The sequence below is a fragment of the Streptomyces sp. NBC_01012 genome, assembly GCF_045162755.1.
Taxonomy (GTDB): domain Bacteria; phylum Actinomycetota; class Actinomycetes; order Streptomycetales; family Streptomycetaceae; genus Streptomyces.
In genome coordinates this window covers 69,005-91,657 of record NZ_CP108689.1, presented here as the reverse complement: position 1 = coordinate 91,657, position 22,653 = coordinate 69,005, and the positions used below count along the sequence as shown (strand labels likewise).

Sequence of the window (22,653 nt, the reverse complement as noted above, 5' to 3'; positions counted from 1 at the left end):
TCCGACAGACGAGCTTTGACGAGGTGTTCGCAATGACGCTCATGGACGCGGTCCACGCCCTGGCCCATGCCCCGGACCTGCCCGTACTCGCCGCGGATCCACCCCCGGTCGTACCGAAGCCCGCGCCCGCCCTCCCCGCGGCGGTGAACACGCAGGTGCAGACCGTCCTGAACTGGACCGCGGGATTCGGGCTCGCCGCCGCCGTGATCGGAGGCCTGACCGGGTGGCTGCTGGTCGCGGTCGGGCACAACACGGAAAGGGCCCAGCTGGCCGCCAGAGGCAAGCAGTCCGTGCTGTGGAGCCTGTGCGGCGCCGGCGGCATCGGCCTGACCAGCTCCATGGTGCTCGCGGTCTACAACCTGTCGGTCTGAGGCCACCGGTATGGACAACCACGAGCGCGGGGCCCGCAAGGCCAAGCTCCTGCTGGGCGGGCTCGCCGTCCTGGTCGTCGGCCTCCTGACCGCCGGGGGCATCGCCGTGTACTCGCTGATCGACGAGGGCGGTTCCGGTACCCCGACGGCGGGGCCGACGGCCACGGGCAGCGCGAAGCCGCCGGGCTCCGTCTCCTCCGGCAGCGGGCCGGAGATGACGCCGGAACGGGCGAAGAAGATCACGCTGAGTGCGCCGACGGCTCAGAAGGGCGGTGCCGGCATCGGCTTCCCGCACAGTCCTGGCGGTGCCGTCTCCGCGGTCGTCCACTTCTGGGAGGAGTACGCCTGGATGGACGACCAGAGGGCCCGCCAGCAGCTGGACGTCGTGACGTCGCCGGATGCGACCGGGTACATCGACCGGCAGATCTCCGAGGTACGCACGCTCAGGGAAGGCGCCGGTCTGCCTGCCTCGGGCGGCACACCGGCCGGGATCACCTTCACCACCACGGTGGAGGCCGTACGTATACGGAGCATGACCGACGACGAGCTGCCCCGTGGGGACGTCGTGCACATCTGGCTGAGCTTCGACCGGTACGCGACCACCCCGGAGAAGGCGTCCGACGACAACCCGATCAAGGGCGACACCGCCGACTTCATCGTGAAGTGGCAGGACGGAGCGTGGAAGTTCACGGACGAGGCGGCCTACGTCGAGCAGCGGACGTTCCCCGTCGCCTACGACCCGGATTCGCCCTTCGCGTGGCAGGACCGGTGGATCCAGGTCAGGCATGAGGACTGACCGCACGCGGCACCCCGAGGCAGTCCGGCTCCGGTGCCTCCTGCTCGTGCTCCTCTGCTGCCTGGCCGGTGGCACGGCCGGCGCCCCGGCCGCAGTGGCCGACCACGGAGGCAAGCACGCCGACTACGGGCCCCCGAAACCGCCGCCGGAGGAATGGGCCGACGGCGGCGACGTCGCGGGCATCGATGCTCAGGGCCACTGGTGCGTCATGGACTTCGGGGCCACCGACGGCGCCTGCGAGCCCGCCAAGGCAGGTGACCTGCCCGACACCATCGGTACCTGCGAGGGGGCCGACGGCAACGCGGCCAGGGATTGCAGCGAGGCCGACCGCCGGCGGTACGAGGAGCTCCGCCTCGACAAGTGGCGCAAGGCCTACGACCAGGAGCAGGGCAACTTCGACGAGTTGAACACGTACGTCACCGCCTGCGTCGAGAAGGGCCGCATCTTCCAGAAGTGCCTGCGCGACGGCCAGAGCACGTACCCCCCGGACGCGAAGAACCCGGTGACCTGGGCGGCGGGCAAGGTCAGTGAGTTGGCGTCGGACGCCCTGCAGGAGGCGGCCCGCTACATCGGCAAGGCCGTGGTGTGGCTGCTCGAGGAGTTCGCGAAGATCTTCAACTCCTCGTCGACCATCGACCTGTCCAGGACCGGGATCGACTCGGCCACCGCCCTCATGACCACCCTCTCCCTGGTCGTCGCCGCCTTCCTGCTGCTCCTGCAGTTCGGGAAGGTCGCCATCAGCCGGCGAGGCGAGCCGGCCGCCACCGCCGTCATCGGTCTGGCGAAGTGGTGCGTCATCTCCTCCGTGTACGTGCTGGCGACGCAGACAGCCCTGACCTGGTCGGACGCGGTCTCCACCTGGATCGTCAACTACACCTTCGACGGCGGCGGATCCGGCGAGGCCGACGCGACCGAGGCGATGCAGCACCAGCTGGGCACGCTCTTCGGCGGTCTCATCACCGGCGGGGGAGGGGCCGCGACCGTCGGCACCGCGCTCATCACCGGCGAGGGCGTGGCCGCCGCGGCGGTGGGGGTCATCATCGTCGTCGGGATCATCTGCATCCTCGCCATCGCGGCGCTGTGGCTCGAGGTGCTGCTGCGGCAGGCCGGCATCATGATCCTGGTCGCCACCATGCCCGTGGTCCTGGCCGGCCAGCTCTCGGACTCGACGCAGGAATGGTGGCCGAAGGCGCGTAACGCGCTGATCGCCCTGATCCTCATGAAGCCGATGATCGTGCTCTGCTTCGCCATCGGATTCGGCGCCATGGCCGAGGGCCAGGGCGTGCAGAACATGTTCGTGGGCCTGGTCATCTTCATTCTCGCCTGCTTCGCGTGGCCCGTATTGGCCAAGTTCATGACGTTCTCCACCGTCGGCGGAGGCAGCGCGATCGCCTCCGGCCTCATGAGCTCCGTCGGCTCGTCCGCCGCATCGGCCAGCGGCGGCTACCGCCCGGAGATGGGCGGAGCCGGAGCGGTCGGCGGGGGCAGCGCCTACACCCGGGCGCTGGAACAGGACACCGCGCACACGGCGGCAGGCGGTTCCCCAACTGCTTCCGCACCAGGCGCTGCCGGTGGCGCCGGGAAGTCCTTCGGTTCGAAGGTCTTCGGCACCGTCGCCCTTCCTCTGCAGCTCCTGGCCGCGGGCAAGGACACTCTCGAGTCCGGCATGTCGAGCACGGCCGGGCACGCGGGGCTCGACCACGGCGCCGCAGGAGGCCGCCACGTCGTCATCGCCCAGCGGCGCGTATCGGCGGGGCATCCCCCTGAAGACCGGCCCGAAGGCGCGGACACCCCGCAGCCTCCGGTGCTGCCTCCCAGCCCGCCGACTCCCAGTCCGCCGACTCCCAGTCCGCCGACTTCCAGTCCTCCGACCCAGGGACAGCAGTCATGACACAACCCGTCGCTTCTGTCACTCCCGTCACGTACAGCGGGTGGCAGTCGGAGAAGTCGGGCTTCATGGGGCGGCTGTCCGGTCCCGGGTTCGCCCTGGTGGCCATCGGCTGCACGCTCCTGCTCATCCCCGTCAACCTCGCGAGCTGGACCGCGGCCGGTGTGTGCGTGCCGGTGGCCGCGGTGCTCCTCGTGCTCGCGTTCGGCCGTGTCAGCGGGCTGAGCGCCGATGAATGGATCCTGCTGGCAGTGAGGCACCAGATCGCCGTGGCACGGAATCAGAACGTCTTCGTCTCGGGGCCGTTCGCGCCCCGCTCCGTCGAGACCGGCCGTCAGCCGATGGACCTGCCCGGCACCCTGGCCAGGCTCCGGATCCTGGAGGCCCCGGACGGGCTCGGAGGCCTGCTGGGAGTCGCGCACGACCCGGTCGCCGGTACGTACACGGCCGTGGCCAGGGTGAGCTTCCCCGGCCTCGCACTCGTCGACACCGACAAGCAGGCGGCCCGCGTCTCGTCATGGGCGGCGCTGTTGCGGACGTTCTGTACGGAGGACTCTCCGGTCGTCCGGCTGTCCGTACACCAGCGGTGCCTGCCCGACGACGGCGCGGCCCTGCGCTCCTGGACCGCTCACCACATCACCCCCGACGCACCTTCTGCCGCGGTGAGCTCCTTGTCGGACCTGATGGAGGGCGCCGGCCCCGTGGCCACCAACCGGGAGACGTATCTGTCCGTGACCCTGTCCGCGGGCCGGGCCCGCCTCGCCGTCAAGGGCGCCGGAGGCGGGCAGGTCGGCGCGGCCGCCGTGCTGGTCCGGGAGATCCACGCCCTGGGCGGAGCACTGAGCACCGCGAGCCTTCAGGTCATGGAATGGCTCTCGCCCCGCAAGGTCGCCCAGAGCATCCGCACGGCGTACGACCCCGACGCCCAGGTCGCGATCGCCACCACCAACGCGGCTGCCCGGACCCCCGGTTGGGAAGGCGTGGACGAGGGCGTCGACCCGGCGCTGGCCGGGCCCGCAGCTGCGGAAACCGGATGGGGGACCTACCGCCACGACGGAGCGTGGACCGTCACCTACCAGGTCCGCACCTGGCCGCAGGCCCAGGTGTACGCGACGTTCCTCCAGCCGCTGCTGCGGCCCCGGCGCAACGCGCGACGGGCCATGAGCCTCGTCTACGAGCCGCTCGGGCCCCGCCGTGCTCGCCAGGAACTGGCCCGTGAGAAGAGCAAGCGGTCCTCCGCCCGCTATCTGCGTGCCAAGACCGGGCGGGACGAGAGCGAGGACGAGCGCCGCGAGGTGAACCTGGCCCGCACCCAGGACGCCGCCCGCGCGGCGGGGCAGGGCGTGGTCCGGATGACCGCGGTGCTGTCGGTGACCGTGACCGACGTGGAGGAACTCGAGACCGCCTGCGCCGAGATGCAGGCCGACGCAGCTGCTGCGGGCCTGGAGCTGCGGCGCATGTGGGGCGCCCAGGACGTCGGTTTCGCCGCCGGCGCGCTGCCGCTCGGCCAGGGTCTGCCGGACCGACGGGTGGGCTTCTGATGGGGCTGCGTACACGCCTGCCGGCCGGCCTGCGCACAGGGCTGCCGGCGCGACGTCGCGCGACGGACACCGAGCTGGAAGCGGCCGGCCTCGGCGAAGCCACCGGCATCAGCAGCACGTACGTACCGGCATCGGCCGGTCCGACGCCGGCCGAGCAGCGGGAGTCCCGTCGGCTCGAGGACGCCGAAACCGTCATGCGGATCGCGCCCCGCAAGGGCTGGTCCCACCCCTTCGCCGGGCGTTCGGCCTCCCTGCCCCGTACGGAGGTGGTCCGCGCCGACACCGGCAACGCCGCCGGGGCCTACCCCTTCCTGCACGCCGGATCGCTGCCCCCGGTGGGCGCGTACATCGGCCACAACACGCTGACCACCCAGGCGTTCAGCGCGCACCCGGCGGTCTGGGTCCGCGAAGGGCTCTGCACCAACCCCAACGTGATGATCACCGGCATCCCCGGCAGCGGGAAGAGCGCCCACATCAAAGCGCTCTGCTTCCGGCTGATGGCCTTCGGGCACCGGACGCTGATCGCGGGGGACGTGAAGGGGGAGTACGCGGGCCTGTGCCGGCACCTGGGCGTCGAGCCCGTACGCCTCGGCCCCGGCCTGCCCGGCCGCCTCAACCCGCTGGACGCCGGGCCCCTCGGAGCCGGCCTCGGCCGGATCAAGGATCCGGCCGAGCTCCGCGGCCGCCTGCAGGAGATCCACCGGCGCCGCCTGACCCTGCTCAAGGCCCTCCTCGAACTCCAGCTCCGCCGCACCCTGGAATCCCGCGAGGAGGAGGCCCTGGACGTCGCGGTGCGCGAGGTGACCGGCGAGCTGTACGGGCAGAGCAGGCTCGCCGTGCCGACTCTGCCGCACGTCTACGACAAGCTCCGCGACCCCACCGACGCGATGGCCGAGGAGCTCCGGGTCCGCGACGGCGAGGTCCAGCTGGCCCGCGAGCAGATGGTGTCGATCCGCTCGGCCCTCGGCACGATGGTCAACGGGCACCTGGGCGGGCTCTTCGACGAACAGACGTCGATCGGCCTGGACTGGGACGCACCGATCCAGTCGGTCGACATCAGCGCCCTGGAGCAGTACGGCGACGAGACGGTCGCCATGGTCCTGTCCTGCGTCTCCTCCTGGGCGCAGGCAGCCATCGACCGGCCCGGTCAGCGACCCTGGATCGTCGTACGCGACGAACTCTGGCGGCAGATGCGCTCCGGCGGGGCGGCCATGGTCCGGAAGATCGACGCCGACCTCAGACTGTCCCGGGCGACCGGCACGATCCAGATCCTGGCCACGCACCGGCTGTCCGACTTCGAGAGCGTCGGCGCGGCGAGCTCGGAGGCCGTCGCGATCGCCAAGGACCTGATCTCCTCCTGCGAGACGCGGATCCAGCTGGCCCAGGACACCCGCCCCCTGCAGATCACCCGCGAGGCGATCGGCCTCTCGGACGCCGAGTGCGACCTGATCGGATCCTGGGGAGCCGGCCAGCGCGGCCGTGCCCTGTGGAAGGTCGGCCGTGGCGGCGGCCACGCGGTCCAGCTGGTCCTCTCCCACATCGAGCAGAAGCTCTTCGAGACCGACGAGCGGATGGCTGTGTAATGGCTGGAAGGACTGGCCCGACCAGCGCCGGCCTGGACGACAACACCCTCCTCGCCGCCTACGGGATCGGCGCCGCCGTCTCGGTCGGCGCCGCCGTACTGCTCGCGGCCCCTGCCGCGGCCCTGCTGTCCGGGCGCGGGTGGGCCACCCGCACCGACAGCGTCCCCGGCACGGTCCTCAAGTCCCTGGCACGGGGCCCCGGAACGGCGTACGTCCCTGCCCCGCCCGGCTGGCTGTTCTACGCGCTGACCGCTGCCCTCCTCGTGGCCGTACTCGTCCTGGTCGTGAAGGCCGTCAGCCTCTTCGACCGCAGCGGTCGGACCGGCGGTGCCCAGTGGGGCGGAGCCGCGGTGGAGCGGAAGCTGCGGGCACCCGAGGAGCCGGTCAGGCGGGCCAACCGGATGACGGCCGGGCGTGGCATGCGTACGCGCAAGATCGTGGCCGCGCAACCCAACATCAGCGCCACCGTGTTCGGAGTCCCCGGGTCCTCGAAGACCACCGGACTGGTGCTGCCGAACGCCGCGGAGTGGCAGGGCCCCCTGGTGGTGACGACCACCAAGGCCGCCGACCTCGACATCATCTACGCCCGTCGGCGCGCTCTCGGGCCGGTCTGGGTCATCGCCCCGGCCGGGATCCCGGGCAGGGCGACCCAGAAGTGGTCGCCCGTCGACTACTGCACCGACGCGAAGGCGGCCGACCGGATGGCTTCGTGGATGGCCGAGGCGTCCGCGTCCGGCGACAGCAAACGCGCGGCGCCGTGGGTCGACCAGGCCAAGAGCGTCCTCAAGGGCGTACTGCTGGCAGCGAACCTGTCCGGCGGGGGAGTGCCGGCGATGCGCCGCTGGCTCAGCCTGGGCAAGGACGCCGTGGACCATGTACGCGCCGTCCTGCTCCAGCACGGCTGCCACGAGGTCGCCGACGACTACGCCTCTCCCTGGCTACGGCTCCATGAGGACGGCATCGGCTCGATCCAGTTCACCCTCAACGTGCTGGCCAGGGTCTACGCCGACGAGGAGGTCCGCGAGACGTGCGCCGGCACCGACTTCACGGTGGAGGACCTTCTGGACGGGAACGGAACCGTCTGCCTGATCGCGTCCGAGGCCGACGCCGAGCGGTTCGCCCCGCTGCTGACGTCCGTCATCGCCTCGATCATCCACGGCGCCGAGGTCCGCTACAACGGCACGGGCAGGCCCCTCGATCCGTCGCTCGGCGTGATGGTCGACGAGGCCGGCAACATGCTGCGCTACCCGCGACTGCCGAACATCCTGACCACCGGCCGCGGCATGGGCATCGACGTCCTGACGGTGTGGCACGACCTCTCGCAGCTCCGGGACCGGCTCGGTACGCAGAAGGCCAACACGGTGCTCTCCGCGAGCGGCCTGCGGATGCTGCTGCCGGGCTGCGGAGACCTCGAGACCCTGCGCTACTTCTCCGGGCTGTACGGACGCACCGAGGTGATGAAGACCTCCCACGGTCGCTCGCGCGGCGAGTACACCACCAACACCTCGGCCACCGAGACGGACCTCGCCCCGGTGCACTCGCTGCAGCAGCTGCCGGACTTCACGGCGATCGCGCAGTACTCCAACCAGCCGCCCATCAAGGTCAGGATGCGGCTCACCTTCCGCGACAAGGACCTCAGGAAGCTGCTGGCCGCGGTGCCGGGCCACAACGGCGAACCCTCGAAACAGCGCTGAACAGAAGAAAGGGCACCCCCTCCATGCCCCCGGATCTCGACAACCCCGCCTCGCTGTGGCCCACCATGCCCTCCGAGGCGCAGCCCGAGCCGCAGCGGTGGGTGTGGGCCGCCATGGACCCGGTGGACCGGCAGCAACGCCTCCGCGAACTGGCGACCTGGGTCGACTGGCTGCGCGCCACCTTCGAGCTGCACAACAGCATCCCTCCGTGCTGGTACCGCCATCCTCCGGTCGTGGAGCACCTGACGGCCCTGTACGCCGGGTGGATCCGTACGTACGCCGGCGAGCAGGTCCCGGGCCGGGAACTCGCCGAGGCCGACTGGATCAACACCTTGCACGCCTTCACCCCACGCCTGCAGCTGGCCGCGTGCGCCACCGGCATGCATCAGCCGCCGCCCCCTGTCCCGCCGGTCATCCCGGGGGCGGAGAGTGACTTCGACTCCTACCTGGCCTGTTCGGAGACGACGAACGCCCCCGCGGTCCATCCGGCGGCAGCCGAACTGCTCCGCAGGGCCGACGACGCCGAGCTGCCGCTATGACCCCCGATCACGCGCTTCGGGGCAACCGACACTTCACGGAGGCGCCCATGATCACGCGCGCAGACGCCGGCAACGAGCGGGCAGACCGTCCCGTCACGCGAGCTCCGCTGCCTGCCGAGCCGTCGAACGCCGTAACAGAGGCCGAGCACCCTGATCTGCCCCTGTGGCCGGGCAACGATCTGCCCGGCGGCCGATGGCTGCGCAGGGGCGACGTCCTCCATGAGCCGTCGGACGGCAACCCCATCTGGCGCCTCAAGCGGAGCCCGGCCGAAGGCGGCGCTGTTCTGCCGCCCATCGACTGGGAGGAGGGTCTCAAGAAGGCGCAGCGGGCGTGGAAGGAGCACGTGTCCGAAACCCAGGGCAGTCCCGATGACATGTGGGCGGTGGTGGCGGAGGACCTGGAGACGATCGACCGGACGTCATCGGTTCTCGACCGCCCGCTGCCCATGAACGATCCAGCAGATACGGACACCTCCTCCGCCGCGGCCTCCGGCCTCGTGAACGGCGCCTTGCAGGACGCAGCTTCCGCCGATCTCCGTAGCTCGCCGGAGTGGCAGCGGATCCAGACCGTCCGCGGCGCGATGGGGCACCTGATGACCACGATCGAGGGGAAGGCCGGCGAGTACTGGAAGGAGCTGCGGACCGACGCCCGCTTCCAGGGATTCTGGAAGTCCCTCTCCATCCGGACGTGCGAGGCCATCGGTCGGCTGGCCATGGCGGGCGCGGACAGGATCCGCCGCAGCACCGCCGGAGACCTTCCCAGCGCGGACGCTCTGCTCAAGCTGAGCGACTCGGCCCTCACGTACAGCACGGTGGCCGCGCGGAGCCCGGTCCCGTACGGCTCCCGGGAGGAAGCCACCGCAGGGGCGCGATCGGTGGCCGAGTCCTTCCAGGCGTGGATCGCCAGCCCGATGGGGCGGACCCTCGCCCGGTCCAGCCATCCGCGGATCGACGCGTTCCGCGAGGCGTGGCAGCAACTGCCGCCGTCTACCCTCCCCGACGGACCCGGCCGGTCCGCCTCCCCGTACGGCAGAGCCGCGGAGGAGGCCGGCGCCTTGGCCGAGGCCGCTGCCGAGTCCACTCGCTTCACCGGGGCCGACCTGGCAGCTCTGCGAGAGGTGGCACGGGCAGCAGACAGCCACGCGGCCAGGCTCTCGGTCACGTTGCCGGGGACGAGGAGCCAGCCTGACGCACCGTCCAAGCCCGCTCATCCGGCAGCGGTTGCCCCACTGCCGCGAGTCGCTGCGCCGATCCGGGCGACTGGACCATCCCGATCGTCGAGGGCGGCGGTATGACTGTCCGGGCCATCTGCTGCTCAGAGGTCACGGGGAGGTGCGCTTGAAGTTGCATGCCGGGAAAGCGCGCTTTGTCGGAGTCGGTGAAAGTTATGCGAAACGGCTCTCGCGGATGGCAAACTCGCAGTTCAGCAAGAGTGCTCCCCGCGCCCGCGGGGATGGTCCCCGGCATCGGGTCCTGGGCCCGGTCCAGCCTGCGTGCTCCCCGCGCCCGCGGGGATGGTCCCCGGATAGGCCCCTGCCCAAGTGTGGCTGTACTCGTGCTCCCCGCGCCCGCGGGGATGGTCCCACCGGCAGGGGCACCCCCGCCCGGCTGTCGCTGTGCTCCCCGCGCCCGCGGGGATGGTCCCTCGCCGAGGACGCCGTGCACGGCCTCGACGTCGTGCTCCCCGCGCCCGCGGGGATGGTCCCTCCAGGATTCCCCAGTCCCGGGGCACCCTCCCGTGCTCCCCGCACCCGCGGGGGATGGTCCCCTGCGACGACTCGCGGCATCGCGGTTGTTGTCGTGCTCCCCGCGCCCGCGGGGATGGCTCCCCGCACCAGCACCGCGCCATCATTGAGGCAGGGTGCTCCTTGCGCCCGCAGGGATGGGCCCCACTACCTTTCGGGGTGGCCGCCGGCGGTCCAGTGCTCCCCGCGGCTGCGGGGATGTCCCCTGGACACCGGTCATGGCGTCGAGCGCCTGTCCGTGCACCCGCGTGTGCGGGGACGGCTCATCTCGGCGGCTAACGCCCAGACGGTGAGCCAGCGCTCCCTGCCCGGCAGGGATGGCCCCCACATGGCATCCGCACCGGCCTCGTGCTCCCTGCGCCCGCGGGGATGGGCGAATGCGTTCAGGTGTTCCCCGCACCTGCTGGGACGGGCCGCCGCCCTTCGGGCTCTGCATGCGCAGACCAGGGCTTCCGGCGCCGCTGGACAGCCCTGGTTCCGGGTCTTTCACCATGGCGCCCATAACGACTGAACCGGCTGTCAGGCCTGCGGCCCCGTTCGTTCTGGGGTTCACGCGGTCAGGTCGTCAGGTTCGGGAGACGTGCGATGCACCCAGGTGAGTCGCAGTGATATCGCGGACGACGGCGATCGCTTGAGGGGCGAGCCGGGCCAGAACTGGGATCGCGTGATGCCAGCCGCCAGTAGCCAGGGCGTGGTGGAGAAGCTTGATGGGCGTCTCGTTGTCGGGGCGGGTGGCTGAGGTCACCTTCAGCGCCAGATGCTGGATGGCATGAGTGAAGCGGTCTGTGCCGATGGAGTCAGGGACGGGGCAGGGGCGGGAGGGGACGCGGGCGAGGTGTGATGCCACCGCGGACAGCGCCGCCGCCTTCTGGTGCGGGGCAGCGGGCAGCGCGGCCACTCGCTGGGCGGTGGCGGTGTCGCACAGAGCCGCGTGGAGTACCGCCAGAGCGGCAGTGGGAAAGAGCCTGGCTCCGCGGTTGGCCAGGTCTCGTGTCAACCAATCCAGCTGCCGGGCGGGTTCTTCTCCGGCACCGATGTGCAGGAAGGCATCCAAGAGGACGCTTTCGGGACGCCAGGACTGCGGGCTGCTCTTCGCTACTTGCTCACGCGCCCTTTCCATCACCGCGTCGAAGAGCGACTGCTGTGCAGAGGGCAGGTGGGCAGTAGCCGGGAGGAGCTCTGCCAGTGAGGTCAGCGGTCCTTCGCTGTGGATTGCATGCCGTGTGGCGTCCAGGCGCTTCAGCAGTGGATGGATCAGTTCGCCTGCCGCTTCAGGGTCGTGCGTAGCGAGTTCTGCGGCGACTGCGATGCGTGCTGCCCGGTCTGCCTTTTGCCAAGCGACTTGCCCGCCCGCACGGTCCGGCAGCTTGTGCTGCATGATGAGGTTCATGGAGGGTTCCACCTCGCCCGCACACGCCAGTGCCTGCGCAGCGTAGGCCCAGCTCGCGTTGGGCGCGGGCGCAGAGGCAGCCGCACGGGCTGCTTTTTGTGCGTGGTGGCGTGCTGCGGCCAGCTGTCTGGAATCTGCATAGGCCAGGGCCGTGGCGGCGTGTATGCGCACCCGGTCGGCCGGGTGCTGCACCAGCTCCAGCAGCGGCTCAGCACTGGAGGCCGCATCCGTACGGATCAGCGCACCCACCAGGTCCGGCAGCCACGCGGGACTGCGGTCCATTCCAGGACCAGCCGTGGGCAGGAGGGCCAGCGCCTGCTCCAGGTGGTGTTCGGCGTCATTGACGGCGCCGCGATCGGCGAGTTGGAAGGCCTGGTCGGCGAATGCGCCGGCCTCGGCGAAGGCGTGGTCTTCATCCTCGTCAGGAGCAGATTGTTCCAGCTGGTCTGCCAGCTCCAGAGGTAGGGCGCGTTGTCCGAGCTGCAGTACACGTGCCGCTGTTTCCGGTGGTGCCCCGACATCGGCGACGGCCTGAGAGAGCGCGATCAGTGTGTGCCGGAAGCCGAATTCGATATGGAAGGCATCCGCTGCCGAAAGCAGCCCAGCGTCCGCGTGCAGCGTGCGCTCGAGGTGCTGGCACGCCGTGGCCACAAGCTGCTCGGCCTGCGCTGGCTGATCGTGCGCCACGAACGACGCGGCGGCAGCGATCACGGAGACGTTCTCCAAGGTGGGCGCGTTCTGCCAGACTTCAGCCGCGTGCGCCAGTACGCGGTCGTGGACACGGTCGGCGCGATCAGGGGCCACGGACACCACTGTCTGCCAGAGCTGAACGGCTCCGGCTGCGACGCCTCCCTCGGCCGGGTCTTCGGCGGCGAGTGTCTCAGCCTGTTCTTCCAGCTCGTCCAGGAGTTCTGCCGCGTGCTCCGGATGGTCCGGTGTGAGCAGAAGGGCGGCCTGCGCCCAGGCCTCGTTACGACCCGTACTCGTGCCGCGCGTGGAACGGAGCAGAACGAGGCCGTCCTCATGCTGGTGCTGGAGGTCGCGACTCCTGCCCCGCCCCTGAGCCGACTCCAACAGCGCGAGGGCCGCTTGCGCTGCTGCGGCCTCCGCCTCATCCGTGCTGTGACCGAGGCGGTCTGCCTCTCGCAGGGCCGTACGTGCCCACTCGCCCGCCTCGCGGGCCGCGGCGGAGGCCTGCTCGTCGTCCATCGCCAGCAGTACGCGTGCCACGCCGGTCAGGTTCAGGGCCTTGTCGATGGCATTCCCCGATGCGCCCGCCAGGGCGCGGGCGCGTTGCGCGTCGCCGAGTCTGGCGATGGTCCGCGCCACGGAGGCCGGCAGAGGCTGTACGTGGGCCAGCAACATCTCCCGAGAGGCGGCAGCTGCTGCTGCCTCGGCGACGTTCAGCGGCGCCGAGTGGTCCCTGACGGAGGAAGTGATGAGGTCGAGCTGCGCGAGTGCGACATCGGGCCCGGAGCGTTGAGCGAGGCGGAGTTGGCGCTCAGGGGCGAGGACCAGGGCCGTGAGCTCCTTGGTGCGTCGCTTCTCGTGCAGCAGCCGGGTGTAGCCGGTGAGAAGATAGCTCGGGGTGTCCTCGGGCCAGCCCTCGTCCCTGTACTGCTGGGCCCAGCGATCCAGGTCATGGGTACGTTCGGTAAGGAAACGCCTCCCCAGCTCTTCGGACGCAGTGGCGTGGAGTGTGCTGTGGGCCAGCACGAAAGTCTGCCTGCTGGCTTCGGCCTCAGCCGCTGTCCGTACATCCAGGGGGAGGAGGTCGGTGCGGGTTGGTGCCATGGAGCGGGCGACCACGGTACGGAGCTTGGCCTGCACATCGTGCGGCGGGATCTCGAGGAGGTCGCCCAAGTCCGCGGCGGTGAGCCCGCCTCGTGCGGCGACGAGCAGCCCCAGGAGGCTCCGGCCGATATCGCGGTCGTCGAGCAGGGTGCGCAGTTCTGCCATCGCGGTGTCCCGGATGACCTGCGCTGCGGGGGAGGCGGTCAGCCGTCTGACGATGGCCGGGTCGCGCAGAGGGTGGTCCGGCGCCAGCTTTACCGGAACGCGCGGATGGGGGCGCCCGGTGACGATCACGCGCATGCCGTGCGGGGGGACCTTCGGCAGCAGCCCGGCGATACCCGTACCATCCAGGCCGACGTCCGCGTCCTCGTCGAGCCCGTCGACGATCAGCACCAGGCGGCGATTGCGCCCCTCGCACTCACGAGCCGCTGCCTTGTACAGGGGCTCGAGGTTCGGCTGCTTCCGGTCCACTGCAGGGCGACGCCTGCTCCCTGCCGCAGCAGCCAGTTGCTCACCGATCGCCTGTACGAAACCGTCACGGCGGTCGGTGCCCAGGCGTCCCGCGATGACGTAATGCGCGACGTCCACCCCGGCGGGCAGCGCTTGGGTGGCGAACCAAGCCGCCAGGGCGGTCTTCCCCGCCCAAGGGCCCGCCTGCCACCACAGGTAGGCCGGGGCGCCGTCAGGCGCCGTGACGAAGGCCTGCAGCTCCGCCACTTCCCCCTCCCGATCTTCGAGATCATTGGGAAGTACATCCAGGAGGGCCTGGGAAGGCCCACTCAGTAGACGTCCCCGGGAAGCCGCGTGCACGCGTGAGCCACGGCCCCCCTGCCCACTCTTGCTGACGTCTTGTGCCGCTTTTAACCAACGCCCCCAGGCGCCGGCAGAGCCGCCGACAGTCGACCCGCGGAAGCCCGGTGAACGTTGCGCTGCGCGGGCCTCCAAGAATGGGATCAGCACCCGAGTGACGTACGTGACGTGTTCCGGCTTCCTCGGGGGCGCCTTGCCGAACCATTCACCAAGACTCGACTTGGAAACCTCGTGGCCGTGCTTCTTGGCGAGGCATATCAAGCGCGCGTATCCCAGCCCGTGATGGCCGCCGGCAGCTTCGTACAACTCCTTCAGCTTGCTCATGAAGGTCGGCGCCTGCCCGGCGCCGCTCGGTCCACTGTCCGCGGAAGACTTCTCCGGACACATTCTCATTCTCCCCTTGACCTGCGTAAACGCTGCTGATTCCCGCTTCCTGACATCGCCGGACGCTGCCCGGAAGGCGGATACCTATGGGGCCGCGCCCGGCGGAGAACGCCACCGGGCGACAACCCGAAGGAGCCCACATGTCCGTCCTACCGACCGTTCTGCAGTCCGTGCTTCAGGAGGCCGCCACCCTTTCCGCCGCGATCGGCCTCGCCTACACGGCAGCCGTGGTCACGGTGGCGGCCTCATCCGTCCTCTTCCGAACCTCGCAGCGCCGGCGCGACGCCCGGGCGACTCTGGCGATCCTGATGCGTCGTGGCGAGAAGCGGTGATCCTTGGGGCCTGGTCGCGGTGGCTCCTCAGGGCCTACTCTCGGCCACTGTTGATGCTTCCCGCCTGTGCGGGAATGGCCCCCGTTAGGAGCAACCCCTCCGTGGACCCCGCATGCGCGGGGACGTCTTCCACCAACGCGCCCCGTCTGCCGGCAGTTGGTCCTCGTGCGGATGGCAACACATCGTTGTGCGCCGTCCTGTGGAGCAGGATCCGATCCGGCTCCACAGGACACCCCCGCCGAGATGGCGCTCAGCGGGCCAGCACCAGTCCGCAGCTGTACGCGCGGGCATGGCCGAGGCCGTTCGACAGGACTCCCACCAGCGTGTCCGGGTCGGTGACGGTCAGGGAGCCGCGGATCTCGGCGCGGCCGATTCGGACCGGCTTGCTGCGGTTGGCGCTCGAGACCGTCGGCAGCATGCGGATCCCCAGGGCGTCGGGGTCGGCCGTGGCGCCGATGCGGGCGACGCCGTCCTCAGCGTTCGCCGGGTCCCCGTCGGCCTGAAGGCGGCGTGCGAACCATCGCTTCACGTGCTCCGGCGTGGTGTGAGCGGTCCGTACGCCACGGGCCTTCTCCGAGGCGGGTTTCCCCGACGGCCTGCTGCGGGTCGGGTTGACGACCGTACGGAAGCCGAAGACTTCGCCCTCCTTGAAGGTCCGGTCGACGGTGATGATGTGCGGCGCCGCGGTGAAGGCTTCGCGCGGTATACGGGCCCAGTCACCCGGGATCCTGGACTGCACGACCAGGACGAGGGCCGCCGCCTTGAGGTCCACCGACCACGTCGACAGGACACCCATCTGCGCGCGCGCCTGCGGGTCGCCGTCCTCGACCCAGCCACGGAAGCCGCTCATGACGGTGCGGTGCATCTCCTGGGCATCGACCAGGGACTTGGCGACCAGGGGGTGGCGGGCGTTCAGCGAGAGGACGGAGTGGGTGGCGACGAACCGGGCCGTCGAGGCCCGTGTGCTGTTCACGGGATGATGTCCCATCCGGTTGCGGTCGGTGCGATGGCGATGCGCGTACGGGTCTCCCAGCGCGTGACGTGAGCCCGGTGGGCCGGATCGAAGCTGACCGGCTGATCGTTCACCTGCAACGCCCCGCGTGTGCCCGACGGCGCCTGGACCCACGCCCAGGGGCGCCGGCCCGAGGAGTCGGGCCCGTTCGGTCCGGGGAGCAGCTGCTTGGCGGCGAAGGCGGTGGCGATCGTGCCGGGCAGGATCTCCGCGGCCAGGGTCCCGGAGGGCGGGCAGGACTTCCGGCCGAGCCACAGCAGCCGCTTCGGGTGCTCCAGGGCGTACGCGATGTCCTCCAACAACGCCCGGTCCTGGTGCTCGAGCCCGACGACGAACGCCGCGTCCGACAGATACCAGCGCTCCGTGATCATCGCCGAGCGCGACAGCTCGGCCGAGACGAGAGCCCCGGACACGGGGTCGGCCGTGATCTTCTTCGGCGCCCCGTACCAGCCGGCCAGCTCATGGTGTCCGAAACCCGGACCGTCAGCCTCCGCCATGCTCGCGGCGACGGCCGCGGCACGCCGGTGGTCCGTGATGACGTCCCGCGGTCGCAACGGGAACCGGCCGGCGCCGACCGTGTGGTAGTCGCGCACCGGCGTACCCGGATGGTCGGCGCGGACACCGAACACGAGCGCGGCGAGGTCGTCCACCGGGTCGGTCCGATCCCGCCCGAGGGCCGCCGCGCACAGACCGATGACCGCAGACTTGGTGGGGCGGACGTGCGAGTCGCGGTGGGCCGCGAATCGGCTCGCCACCCCCCAGGACTGCAAGGGCGCGGCGAGCCGTACGAGCAGTACGTGCGTGGTCACGCCGTCAGCTCCACGGGCGAGGCCACGGCCACGGCGCCGGTGTCCTTCAGGGTGCCGAGGAGCTCGTCGATCTGTGGGTCGTAGGTGAGGACGCGCGCGACCTGGATGTCGGCTCGGCGCCGGCTGACGAACGCGTGGTGCTTCAGCAGCCGCCTGACCGCCGCCGGGCCGGCGGGGCCCTCGCCGTCCTTGTCCAGAGGGTTCTCGTCGATGGGCGCCTGGAAGGCGGCCGCGTAGTTGTACGGGCGCTCGCCCTCGAAGGCGAGGACCAGAGCCGGCAGCGAGCCGGTGGAGGCCGTCGAGTTCTTCTTCGCTTCGGGGAAGGCGTCGACGAAGGCGGTGACGAACTCGGCTTCGGCCGCTACGGACGCCTCCTCGGCCTCCTGAGCGGTCATCCCCGCCGCCTGGAGGTTCCTGCGCAGCCGGAGGCGGTCGAGGACCGCGTGCCGGTAGAAGGTGCCCGTGATCAGGGACTGGTAGCCCGTCATACCGGCGCCGGCGTCATCCGCCGCGTCGAGGAAGTCGAGTGCGTTCTTCTTACGGTCGAGCTTGGCGTCGTCGGCCGCGGCGTAGAAATCGTCGACCTGCTCCGCCTCGTGCACGGTGAAGGCGTGGCTGCTCTGGACGGCGCCGTCGACGTTCGGGGAGTCCGCGATCTCGGCGAGAAAGCGTCCGTACAGGGCGATGTCGATGGCGTCGCGCGGGGCGAGCGCGGTGAGGACCGCTGCCCGGGTCGCCGCCGGTGCCGCGGGCAGTTTGGTATCGGCCGCAGGAGTCTCGTCCGCGTTCGGCTCTGCCTGTCCGCCGTTCCTACGGGCGCCCTTCTTCCCCTTGGCCGCGGCCGCCGCAGTCTGCGCTGCCACGTACTCGTCGGCCCAGGACCGGACCGACTCGGCCTGCTCGTCGATGTGCGCGGCGATGCGTGTGCCCGCGTCCGCGGGGGCGAACAGCAGCACCTTGGTCAGATTCGCGACGGTCTTCTTGCCAGGGTCCCCGAACTTCAGGCCGGTGGCCTCGATGACGGCGCGTGCGGTACGGACCGCTTCCTCCTCGTCCCAGCCGTGCGCGGAGGAGAGCGCACGAGCGGTGATCAGCGCCCACTCACGAGTCCGCACACCGGTGCTGTGGCCGGCAAGGGCGCCGAGGCCCGCATTGGCCCGGTCACGGGTATGGACACGCTCGGCCCTGCGCCGCGCCTGACTAGTGATCATGTGCCGTTCGGTGCCGCCGTAGACGATCGACTTCGGCGACCCGTTCTCATCACGCACGGGGAGGACGGCCACCAGGGTCTCCAGGAGGTGCAGGGAGAGGAACTGGCTGCCGGTGGACGAGGCATTGCTGGTCACGTGGTGGAGTCCTTCTGGAGAGAGGAGGCGGCAGTCGAGGAGGCGGGCGGCCGCTCGGCGGAAGTGCGGGCTGGAGGCATGTGGAAGGCCACACCCCACTCGTACGCAATGCGTGCCTTGCGGTCGTGCCATCGGTTCAGGTCGTCGACAAGCCGGGCCCAGGACGGTGGCTGCTGGTCGCAGGCGCGCAGACGTGCGACGGCGTGTTGCAGATGCCGCCAGGGAATGCGACGACTGGACACGATGCGATCGACCAGACGTGCTGCGCCCGGGTTGTCCGGTCCGCGCCCGGTTCCACCGCCGATACGGCGGGCGGCCTCGCCGAGGCTTCCGTATCCGAAGGTTGGCTTCGACCGTCCCTGGTGGTAGACGGCGAACAGGAAGGCGACCTGGCCGTAGACCTCACGTTGGGCTTCGGTGGGGCTGTGCCAGAGCGCCCGGAAGTGGGGCTCCCGATGGACACGGGGGCGCCGTAGCTCGGCGAGGCTCGCATAGTCGTGGTTGTGGACAAGGCTGGCGAGCCAGGCCGTGAGCGCGGCGCTGCTTTCACTGGTATCGGGGTCTGTGCCGGTGGTGGTCATGAAGTCTCCCCTCGGAGTTCGGCCGGGGCCTTCGGCGCGGTCAGCTCGTCGTCGAACCGCCTCAGCGCGGCGGCCCGGGCCTTTGCCCCCTGTGAGTTCCTCGGCAGCGGGTCGAGGCATTCGGCGAGGAACTTGCGGGCGGCGATGGCGATGGTGGCCGCGTACTCCTGGAGGGACGCCTGGACGTCCTCGCCCAGCGTGGTCTCCTCCATCAGCAGGTCGAAGGACTCCCGCGTCGCCGCCCAGTGCTGACCACGGGCGTCGAAGCGCGCGATCTGGCTCGTCTTGTCAGCCGGGTTGGGGTTCGGGTACGCCACGGCCCAAGCCGCGTACGCCGCCTTGGACAGAGCGGACGCCACGAACTCCGCGATCTCCGAGCCGCGGTAGGAGGCCAGGTACAGCCTGGCCTCCAGGCCGGGGGCGAACGGGAAGGTGCCGTCCACCCATGCGATGGCCGTGGTCTGCTTGGCCACGAGCCCGACCGTCCACAGGTCGATGCGTCGCGCGGGCTGCTGGCCGGGCTCGGGGGCTACGTCCTCGGCAGGGAAGAGCGCGAGTCTCCGGTACAGGGTGGCCCCGTCGTTGCGGCCTGTTTCGGTGCGTGCCTCGGCCACAGCCGCGTAGAGGGCGTGGGCCTGTCGCCAGACGGCCCGGGTGGCCGAGGCCCACAACGGCTTGCTGGTGCCGTCGGCCCCCTTGGCGTACACGGCGTCCTGCAGGTGCTCGTCCGTCAGGGCGAGCAGCTCGCCCGCGCCGAGCAGTACGCGGTCCACGTGATCCCCTGCGCGCGTCGGACGGAGCAGGATCGACCGGCCGAGATAGCTGTGCAGGTCGGCCGGACCGGTGACGGCGCGGCCGCTCGGTTTGACCTTGAAGCCCCGACGCTCCTTGCCGGCGGTCCAGGTGCGGTTCAGCTCTCCCGGGGGGCCGGATACCGCCGTCAGGTTGAGGCGCAGCGTCTCGCCGAGACTGTCCCCGAGCGCGATCACCCGGATCCGGGTGCCGAGGCGCGTGGCAGCGAGGTTGGTGATGGTGGCGCCGAGCGTCTCCTTGCCGGAGATCCTGGCTCGTCCGGCCGGACCGTACACATGCTGGGTGAGCATGGCCCGGAACGCCTGGGCGACGGGGAGCGGGCTGGGGTGCTGCAGGTGGTGATGGTCGAAGAACTGGTTGTAGTCCCCGACCCGCTCGATCACCAGCTGCGCCGGTCCGGCCCCGTGTTCGTCGAGGAACGGAGCGAGGAGAGCGTTCTGGCCCAAGGGCTCCACGGGATGGAACAGGTCCCAGACCTCGTCCTCGGGGCGCTGGGCGAGCCACTCGGCAGCAGGCCGGAGCGCGTCCTTCTGGTCCACCCAGGCAGGCCACTGAGCAGCCGACTCCGGATACGTGCCGGAGGCGTAGCAGATGGCCAGCAGAAACTCGATGACCGCGACCTTTTCTCCCGGCGTGCCGCCTTCCACACTCCGTACGGCATCGGCATCATGGAGCAGCTCCACCAAGCTCAGATCGACGAGCCGGTCCTCGAAGGTCAGCACCGGGATGCAGGGGGATTCCCGGGGATCCCACCGGGGGCGTGCGCCCCCGTTACGCAAAGCGTCTAATTCGCCCACGCTTTTCCGTCTCCTCCTTGCTCATAACGGTTGCCCGTTCGAACGAGACAGGACGCTAGCAGCCCGAAGTCCCCGGGACGGCAGATTCCGAGAATCCCAAACTCGCTGCACGCAACAGCGGTTGAAAGTCGTGTGGCGGCTGAGAGCGTGCGTCTGCTGGTGCACAACAGCCGTCCCGGGTGACACACTCGCGGGGCAGCAAGGGTGCTCCCGCACACCACCCGCACCGCGCGGGGATGGTCCCCTGGATGACGGACACCTCGACAGCATCGGCCTGCGCGCCCCGCACCTGCATGGCCTTCCCTGCACCCGGTTCACGGAGCGGGAGGGCACGGTGTGCTCCCCACCTCATGGGGATGGTCCGAAGGACCCTCGCGCTGTTGCTGCTCTGATGCCGTGTTACCCATAACCTCTGGCGGAAGCACCCCAGACCCGGGCCGTCCTCACCCGCACCAACCGCGGTGAGTCAGGACTCTTCCCCGGCCGCCCCACCCCACAGACCGGCTCAGCCTGAAACTGCAGGCGCACGGCATCCTGGGAAGGGTTCGCCAGAACCTCCTGGGGCGACTACCTCGCCGCCCGCATGTTCGGACGCGACGGCCGCCCGACCTTGCTGGGGGCGGCGTTCGCGGAGTCGGGCGGATCGCGAAGAGCGAGCACCTGCTGCGCGTGGTCGACCCGGTGGACGACGCCTACCGCCGACAGATGAACCGGCAGCTCACGGTGCAGGAGTCCCGCCACAAGCTCGCCCGGGACGGGTGCCACGGCAAGCGCGGCACCATCCACCAGGCGTTCAAGGGCGGCATTGAGGACCAGCTCGGCGCGCTCGGCCTGTCCTCGACGCCATCGTGCTCTGGGCGATGAAGTACATCGACGCCGCCGTCGCCCGACCCCGCGCCGAGCCAAGAACACCGCCCCGCCAGCCTCAAACACCCGCGGCAGCCCCAAGCAAACCCGACGTACCGGGCGATCGAGGAGCTGGGCCGGGCAGTGCGGACCTCCTCGTGGTGGTGCCCCCGGGGAAGGCGTGGTGTTCCTCGTCATGCACCAGAGCTTGTTCGGGGTGTGGCTCCACGCTTTCTCGCCACGAAGAGGCACGTGGTCATGGTCTTCCTGCCATCCGGTGCCGGGCCATGGACCGTGTCCGAGATGACGAGATCGAACCCGGCTCCGTCCAGCAGCTTCTCCCAGACCGGCGTATCCAGAACCCACCGTTGCAGAGTGCTGGGACTGTCGTCCGGCAGGCGCACAGGGACGTCCGTCGGCAGGCACTCGGTCGCAGGCGGTGCCCCGTTGTTGTAGTGGCCGAGGGTGGAGAAGACCAGGCGCCCTCCGGGTCGCAGCGCGACAGCCACTGCGGGGAGCAGCGTCTCCGGGTCGCAGAAGTCCACCGCTCCGAAGATCGAGTAGGCGATATCGAGTGACTCCGGGTGCTCGGCCAGGTACGTGGCTGCGTCGGCCTGGATCAGCTCCAGGCGGGGGACATCGCCGTACAGGGACACGCTGCGGGCGTGTTGCGTGGCGGAACTGTCGAGCGCGATGACCCGGGCCGGTTTCATGACCTGGGCCAGGTAAGCGGCCTGCCGGGCGGATCCCGCGCCGAGTTCGGCGACGTCGCGGCCGTCGACATCGCCGAGAAGTGCTTCGTCGGGGCCTGTGCTCTGGTACCAGTCCCAGTGGAGGCGGGGGAGCGCAGGGCGGTCCTGGGAGGCTGGCTCTCCGTAGCAGTGCCACAGATCGGGCGTGGCCGTTGAGGTCGGTGAGGTTGGTTTCACGGACACATACTGGCCCGCTGCTCGTCATCGAGGTTCCGTCGCGCAGGATCTGCACTCGACCGCGTGACAGGCCTGGTCCCCGCACGGCAGCCGCCGGGCGGGGACCAGGGGAACGTTCAGTGGCCGTCCTCGCCGGGGCGGCAGGGCGTGCAGTTGGAGGAGTCGGCCGCCCACAACGGCTGGTCGACGTCCCAGCCCGATGCGGCGAGGATGTCAGCGGTGCGGGCGACGGAGCCGTCGGCCTTCATCTCGACCTCCGGTACATGGTGCAGGTACACACCCTCGTTGAACCGTTCGCACAGTGCGAAGAACTCGACGGTGTCCAGCATCACCATGTGGACGCCGATGTCGACGATCGGACCCGGGCCCATGCCGAGGCCGCGACCCTTGTTCTCCATGGCCGTGATCAAGTACGCCACAGCCTGGCCGAGGACTCGCTCGGCCATGACGGAGTCGAACGGGTAGTCCCGCATGAGCAGTCCGATCAGCTTCGCCCATTGGGCGTCGCCGATGTAGTCGTGGGGGTTCCGGAAGGGAGAGAGGGGATCGGTGGTTCCACGGGCGGGGGTCTCAAGGACTGCGGTCATCGTGGGCCTCCTTCGGGCCGGCCCCGGCTGGGGCGTTGGTAGAAGGACACCGCGAATGGCTGGCGC

Annotated in this window: 17 protein-coding genes and 1 pseudogene; 10 read left to right on the top strand and 8 right to left on the bottom strand. The window is 70.4% G+C overall.

The genetic code is table 11. The features are described from left to right. Positions 1-32: 32 nt before the first annotated feature. The 8 genes from OG623_RS35000 to OG623_RS34965 are packed head-to-tail and all read left to right on the top strand — an operon-like array spanning position 33 to position 9,707. Complete coding sequence (locus tag OG623_RS35000) at positions 33-371, top strand: hypothetical protein (RefSeq protein ID WP_331725936.1); 339 nt, start codon at positions 33-35, stop codon at positions 369-371. 10 nt (positions 372-381) lie between these two features. After that, a complete protein-coding gene (locus OG623_RS34995) occupies positions 382-1,167 on the top strand; it encodes a hypothetical protein (RefSeq protein WP_331725934.1) in 786 nt (261 codons plus the stop codon). Continuing rightward, positions 1,157-3,058, top strand: a complete 1,902-nt coding sequence (locus OG623_RS34990; RefSeq protein ID WP_406152169.1) for a hypothetical protein — start codon at positions 1,157-1,159, stop codon at positions 3,056-3,058. The genes OG623_RS34995 and OG623_RS34990 overlap by 11 nt, the downstream gene beginning before the upstream one ends. After that, entirely contained in the window at positions 3,055-4,596 is a 1,542-nt protein-coding gene (locus tag OG623_RS34985; protein ID WP_331725931.1) for an SCO6880 family protein, read from the top strand. Before OG623_RS34990 ends, OG623_RS34985 begins: the two co-directional genes overlap by 4 nt. Next, on the top strand, positions 4,596-6,179 hold the full coding sequence (locus tag OG623_RS34980) for a type VI secretion protein (RefSeq protein ID WP_331725929.1): 1,584 nt from the start codon (positions 4,596-4,598) through the stop codon (positions 6,177-6,179). The genes OG623_RS34985 and OG623_RS34980 overlap by 1 nt, the downstream gene beginning before the upstream one ends. Continuing rightward, complete coding sequence (locus OG623_RS34975) at positions 6,179-7,873, top strand: type IV secretory system conjugative DNA transfer family protein (protein ID WP_331725927.1); 1,695 nt, start codon at positions 6,179-6,181, stop codon at positions 7,871-7,873. The genes OG623_RS34980 and OG623_RS34975 overlap by 1 nt, the downstream gene beginning before the upstream one ends. A gap of 23 nt (positions 7,874-7,896) precedes the next feature. Then, a complete protein-coding gene (locus OG623_RS34970) occupies positions 7,897-8,412 on the top strand; it encodes a hypothetical protein (protein WP_331725925.1) in 516 nt (171 codons plus the stop codon). A 47-nt stretch (positions 8,413-8,459) separates the two neighbouring features. Further along, positions 8,460-9,707, top strand: a complete 1,248-nt coding sequence (locus OG623_RS34965; RefSeq protein WP_331725923.1) for a hypothetical protein — start codon at positions 8,460-8,462, stop codon at positions 9,705-9,707. A gap of 1,015 nt (positions 9,708-10,722) precedes the next feature. On the opposite strand, the gene OG623_RS34960 is transcribed toward OG623_RS34965, so the two are convergent. Beyond that, positions 10,723-14,475, bottom strand: a complete 3,753-nt coding sequence (locus tag OG623_RS34960) for a hypothetical protein (RefSeq protein ID WP_406152167.1) — start codon at positions 14,473-14,475, stop codon at positions 10,723-10,725. 200 nt (positions 14,476-14,675) lie between these two features. Here OG623_RS34960 and OG623_RS34955 point away from each other — a divergent pair, with 200 nt between their 5' ends. After that, on the top strand, positions 14,676-14,867 hold the full coding sequence (locus OG623_RS34955) for a hypothetical protein (RefSeq protein ID WP_331725919.1): 192 nt from the start codon (positions 14,676-14,678) through the stop codon (positions 14,865-14,867). Positions 14,868-15,117: 250 nt separating this feature from the next. Here the strand turns inward: OG623_RS34955 and OG623_RS34950 are convergent, their stop codons facing one another. Genes OG623_RS34950 through OG623_RS34930 form a run of 5 tightly spaced genes read right to left on the bottom strand, consistent with a single transcriptional unit; the run spans position 15,118 to position 20,150 of the window. Beyond that, positions 15,118-15,840 (bottom strand): type I-E CRISPR-associated protein Cas6/Cse3/CasE, encoded by a 723-nt coding sequence (locus tag OG623_RS34950; protein ID WP_406152165.1) that lies wholly within the window; start codon positions 15,838-15,840, stop codon positions 15,118-15,120. After that, positions 15,837-16,688: a type I-E CRISPR-associated protein Cas5/CasD gene (gene cas5e / locus OG623_RS34945; protein ID WP_331725915.1), complete on the bottom strand. Its 852-nt coding sequence runs from the start codon at positions 16,686-16,688 to the stop codon at positions 15,837-15,839. Before cas5e ends, OG623_RS34950 begins: the two co-directional genes overlap by 4 nt. Then, entirely contained in the window at positions 16,685-18,034 is a 1,350-nt protein-coding gene (locus tag OG623_RS34940) for a type I-E CRISPR-associated protein Cas7/Cse4/CasC (protein ID WP_331725912.1), read from the bottom strand. The genes cas5e and OG623_RS34940 overlap by 4 nt, the downstream gene beginning before the upstream one ends. Continuing rightward, on the bottom strand, positions 18,031-18,615 hold the full coding sequence (casB, locus tag OG623_RS34935; protein WP_331725911.1) for a type I-E CRISPR-associated protein Cse2/CasB: 585 nt from the start codon (positions 18,613-18,615) through the stop codon (positions 18,031-18,033). The genes OG623_RS34940 and casB overlap by 4 nt, the downstream gene beginning before the upstream one ends. Next, positions 18,612-20,150: a type I-E CRISPR-associated protein Cse1/CasA gene (locus OG623_RS34930; RefSeq protein ID WP_331725909.1), complete on the bottom strand. Its 1,539-nt coding sequence runs from the start codon at positions 20,148-20,150 to the stop codon at positions 18,612-18,614. Before OG623_RS34930 ends, casB begins: the two co-directional genes overlap by 4 nt. Positions 20,151-20,793: 643 nt before the next feature. Here OG623_RS34930 and OG623_RS34925 point away from each other — a divergent pair. Beyond that, positions 20,794-21,127 (top strand): annotated as a pseudogene (locus OG623_RS34925) (Tn3 family transposase); the annotation flags it as partial. 138 nt (positions 21,128-21,265) lie between these two features. Here OG623_RS34925 and OG623_RS34920 read toward each other — a convergent pair. Both OG623_RS34920 and OG623_RS34915 read right to left on the bottom strand, forming a co-directional pair. Further along, positions 21,266-22,000 carry a class I SAM-dependent methyltransferase gene (locus OG623_RS34920; RefSeq protein WP_331725907.1) on the bottom strand — a complete coding sequence of 245 codons (735 nt, stop codon included), beginning with the start codon at positions 21,998-22,000 and terminating at the stop codon, positions 21,266-21,268. A 116-nt stretch (positions 22,001-22,116) separates the two neighbouring features. After that, positions 22,117-22,587, bottom strand: coding sequence for a hypothetical protein (locus OG623_RS34915; RefSeq protein WP_331725905.1), 471 nt, complete (start codon positions 22,585-22,587; stop codon positions 22,117-22,119). Between the last annotated feature and the right edge of the window lie 66 nt (positions 22,588-22,653).

Coding starts and splice junctions, on each gene's coding strand:
- OG623_RS35000 (WP_331725936.1), top strand. CDS start 33: ATGACGCTCATGGACGCGGTCCACGCCCTGGCCCATGCCCCGGACCTG.
- OG623_RS34995 (WP_331725934.1), top strand. CDS start 382: ATGGACAACCACGAGCGCGGGGCCCGCAAGGCCAAGCTCCTGCTGGGC.
- OG623_RS34990 (WP_406152169.1), top strand. CDS start 1,157: ATGAGGACTGACCGCACGCGGCACCCCGAGGCAGTCCGGCTCCGGTGC.
- OG623_RS34985 (WP_331725931.1), top strand. CDS start 3,055: ATGACACAACCCGTCGCTTCTGTCACTCCCGTCACGTACAGCGGGTGG.
- OG623_RS34980 (WP_331725929.1), top strand. CDS start 4,596: ATGGGGCTGCGTACACGCCTGCCGGCCGGCCTGCGCACAGGGCTGCCG.
- OG623_RS34975 (WP_331725927.1), top strand. CDS start 6,179: ATGGCTGGAAGGACTGGCCCGACCAGCGCCGGCCTGGACGACAACACC.
- OG623_RS34970 (WP_331725925.1), top strand. CDS start 7,897: ATGCCCCCGGATCTCGACAACCCCGCCTCGCTGTGGCCCACCATGCCC.
- OG623_RS34965 (WP_331725923.1), top strand. CDS start 8,460: ATGATCACGCGCGCAGACGCCGGCAACGAGCGGGCAGACCGTCCCGTC.
- OG623_RS34960 (WP_406152167.1), bottom strand. CDS start 14,475: ATGAGCAAGCTGAAGGAGTTGTACGAAGCTGCCGGCGGCCATCACGGG.
- OG623_RS34955 (WP_331725919.1), top strand. CDS start 14,676: ATGTCCGTCCTACCGACCGTTCTGCAGTCCGTGCTTCAGGAGGCCGCC.
- casB (WP_331725911.1), bottom strand. CDS start 18,615: ATGACCACCACCGGCACAGACCCCGATACCAGTGAAAGCAGCGCCGCG.
- OG623_RS34915 (WP_331725905.1), bottom strand. CDS start 22,587: ATGACCGCAGTCCTTGAGACCCCCGCCCGTGGAACCACCGATCCCCTC.